This window comes from Microcystis sp. M53603_WE2, assembly GCF_030065435.1.
Map to the genome: position 1 here is coordinate 1 of NZ_JASJFF010000554.1, position 3,531 is coordinate 3,531.

Consider the following 3,531-nt stretch of genomic DNA (forward strand, 5'->3'; position numbering starts at 1 on the left):
CGAAAGTATTGATTGAGGTTATTAATAGCCGTTTCCCAGTCTTGCTGTAACCATTGTTGTAGAGTCGAGGTTAACCCCGGCAGCGGTAGAAGGGTAATACGGGGAAAAAGTCGCCCTTGGGGACCAGCCAAAAGCCCGATTAGCCAATTATCAAGACGGAAAAAGGCGAATATAAACCCCACGCCGAACCCCACGCCCCACCCCACGCCGAACAACACGCCCAACACCCCGCCGGACACCACGCGCCACCCCACGCCCAACACCACGCCCGACACCACGCCCAACACCACGCCCAACACCGCGTCCCACACCACGCCCGACACCACGCCGGACACCACGCCCAACCCCACGCCGTACACCACGCCCAACACCGCGTCCCACACCACGCCCGACACCACGTCGCCCGACATCACACGCAACACCACCACCCACAACACGCGGTACAACACGCGGTACACCACGCCGGACACCACGCCGGACACCACGCCCAGCACCACGCCCAGCACCACGCCCAACACCACGCCGCCGAACGCCACGCCCAACGCCACGCCCGACACCACGCCCAACACCACGCCCACCCAATCAACAGAAAGTCCTAAATTTGCTGCTATTATGCTACAGATAATCAGAGGGGTAATTACAGTTAAGAGAAGACCCTGAATCCCTAGACGCAATTGTACGGGATGGTCGCGGAGAAATTGTATTTTATCGCGCCATGTTTTCTGTTCTTTTAATTTATCGCCGCCGCCTCTCGTTTCCACATACCAGCGCACTGCTTGGGGAAAATAAAACACCCAGTACAACAGCAAAAGATAATCAAAAGGATTCCATAAAGATAAATCGCGTTTGAGTTTAGGAGCGAGATTAATTCTGGGGACGGTGCTTTCCTTCATAATTTTTATCTCTAGCTATTTACCCGGTGATGGTTTATTAAGTAGTTAGGTGTTACTCAAGGTAGGGTTGATTCATGAATCAACCCTACTATTCAGCACCCCCCTTATCAAGGGGGGTAGGGGGGATCAAACCCCCTTATCAAGGTAGGATCAAACCCCCCTTATCAAGGGGGGTAGGGGGGATCAAACCCCCCTTATCAAGGTAGGAGCAAACCCCCCTTATCAAGGGGGGCAGGGGGGATCAACCCCCCCTTATCAAGGTAGGATCAAACCCCCCTTATCAAGGGGGGCAGGGGGGATCAAACCCCCCTTATCAAGGTAGGATCAAACCCCCCTTATCAAGGGGGGCAGGGGGGATCAAACCCCCCTTATCAAGGTAGGATCAAACCCAAAATTAAATCAACTTATTATTTAGTTATAACCTAAGTTCGGGATGCTGAGTTATTGACTTTGGTTTGATAAAGTTTAAAACAATTTTGCATCACCTCTCGCGGCTTTCCTTGACTTTGCCTAACAAGAGAACTTATTTCCTCCTCAGTAAAAGTCACTCCAGTTTGACTTAGACGATGACTAATAAACTCTTTAATTTTAGCTTCATCCCATAATTTAATCGGAAATTGTTGACAAATTCCCTCGAAAGGTGAATCACCTCCTTTGTTATCAGGAAATAAAACATCAAGGGGACGATTAGCCGCTACTACTAATCTTAAAGGTGGATCGGGACGATTAGCCAACTCTCTTAATTGACTTCTAAGCTGATAGCTGAAATATTTTTGAGTCATATTATCTACCACATCCAATAATAACAGGATTTTGTGTTTTTCTAATTCCCTAGTTAATCTAGTTCCTTTGAGCGGTTTATCGTAATTCGCAGCTATACCAATCTGATGACATAATTCATAATAAAAATCCTTATCTCCTGCTAATCCTTCTAAGTTTAGATACAAGGGTTGTCGATGACTAAGTAAATACTCCCTTGCTTGATGGTAAATTCCCCAAAGCAGGGTGGTTTTTCCCGTTCCCCTTTCCCCGATAATAGCAGCACTACTGCCGGAATTTAAAACCTCAAAAATATCTTTAATTTCTTGTTCCCGGCCAAAAATCTGCTGAATTTCTTCAATACCTCCGGAAGTGGGTTTAAAAGGATTATGGGCATTTTTTTGGGGTTGTAATTGCGGAAAATATTTAAAAATAGCCTGAACTGGAATCGCTCTTCCTCCTAAATCACTGTACTCATCTCTGGTTTTATTCACCACTCCGCACACTTTCCCCGTGCGTAAATTTAACAGAGGTGAACCACTAAAACCGGGTTGTACTTGCCCTAATTTAAACTTGATTAAGGGGTTTTCATCCCCCGTTAAACCTATATACTCAAAGTCACTAGGATCACCGTTCGGATAATCGTTGGTATAGCCAAAAGTGTATAATTTATCTGTTAATTGTAAATCGTGATCAAAATCGACATATTTGTGATCTAAAGACGAGTTTAATTGTAAAAGAGCCAGATCGATCTCGTCTAGATTCGGTAAGTTGATAATTTTAGCCCCAGAAATTTGACCTTGCCAAATTATCTCGATAGTCTCGCGATTATCCCGCGCATCTTTTACCACATGAAGACAGGTCAAAATTAACCCTTGTCCCACAAAAAAGCCTGTTCCTGACGCATCGATTAACTTTAACCTGACAGTGTACGGGGGTAGAGATTCCGGGGTAAGCATTTAATCAATTTATCCTCCCCATTCTAGGGTAATTTTTAAATTTCCCTTTCCTTCACCTTCCACAATTAAAGCGGTTAGTTTACCGGATTTTACCCTGACTTCTACCCCAAATTCTACGGTTGCCTTTTTGGGCTGCACTTTACTTATCGTAGCAGCGATCGATTCAGTAACTGCCTCAATTGTATCAGCCACACTTTGAAAGTCAAATATTTGATCGGATACTTCCCGTTCACCACCGAAACTTCTCGCTTCCACTAACATGGTGACATTTTCTTTAACTTTCACTGAAATAATCTCAGATCTAGATTCTGGCATAAGGCTCCTCCAATGACCCGTTTATGGTTTTCTCGATTGCTTCTCGGACAAACTTATAGCGGAAGTAAAAAGGCTTATATATATTTCGGCACGGATTCCCATTATAATAAAAAGTATAGGTCAAATCGAGGGATTTTGTCAAGTCTTTTTTGCCACTAATCTATATAATTTTCGGGTTGCCTACCAGTCATTGCCCTGAAAAAAATTAGGTTCCCCTATTTGTGCCACGCAACGGAGGGGGTTATAAGGAATAAAACCCCGATAGAGACAGACATTGCTGCGATTTTTGTCAATTGTTTTCGCTCTAGAACAAACTAATCAATTAAGTCTCTTGCCAGATAAGGATTTAGTCAATTTATGCCCCTATATCGAACCATACCAAGTAACGAAGAGCCTTTCAGTTTTTCTATTAAGCTCAACATATATTTGAAAGTTTGGCGGTCACTCCTCATTTTACCTGACTGTGATCGCTTTTACTTTTGATATTCTGATGGGAGAATGAAACAGCCCTAGGAGCGCATTAGCTTTTCGGTGGGATGCTTATACGCGATTGTTCATATTTTTGTACCAATTTAAGAGTCACTGATAATTGCTGATTGTCGGTA

Annotated in this window: 2 protein-coding genes and 2 pseudogenes; 1 reads left to right on the plus strand and 3 read right to left on the minus strand. The window is 44.3% G+C overall.

Annotated features, from left to right (window positions below):
* From PX481_RS11520 to PX481_RS11530, 3 genes and pseudogenes are all read right to left on the minus strand, one after another.
* Positions 1 to 893, minus strand: a pseudogene (locus PX481_RS11520) (AAA family ATPase); the annotation flags it as partial.
* Positions 894 to 1,315: 422 nt separating this feature from the next.
* Entirely contained in the window at positions 1,316 to 2,611 is a 1,296-nt protein-coding gene (locus tag PX481_RS11525; protein WP_288094611.1) for a S1 family peptidase, read from the minus strand.
* 9 nt (positions 2,612 to 2,620) lie between these two features.
* Positions 2,621 to 2,926, minus strand: a complete 306-nt coding sequence (locus PX481_RS11530; protein ID WP_002762380.1) for a CU044_2847 family protein — start codon at positions 2,924 to 2,926, stop codon at positions 2,621 to 2,623.
* A gap of 219 nt (positions 2,927 to 3,145) precedes the next feature.
* Between PX481_RS11530 and PX481_RS11535 the strand changes: the two are divergent.
* Positions 3,146 to 3,356 (plus strand): annotated as a pseudogene (locus PX481_RS11535) (hypothetical protein).
* Positions 3,357 to 3,531 lie beyond the last annotated feature (175 nt).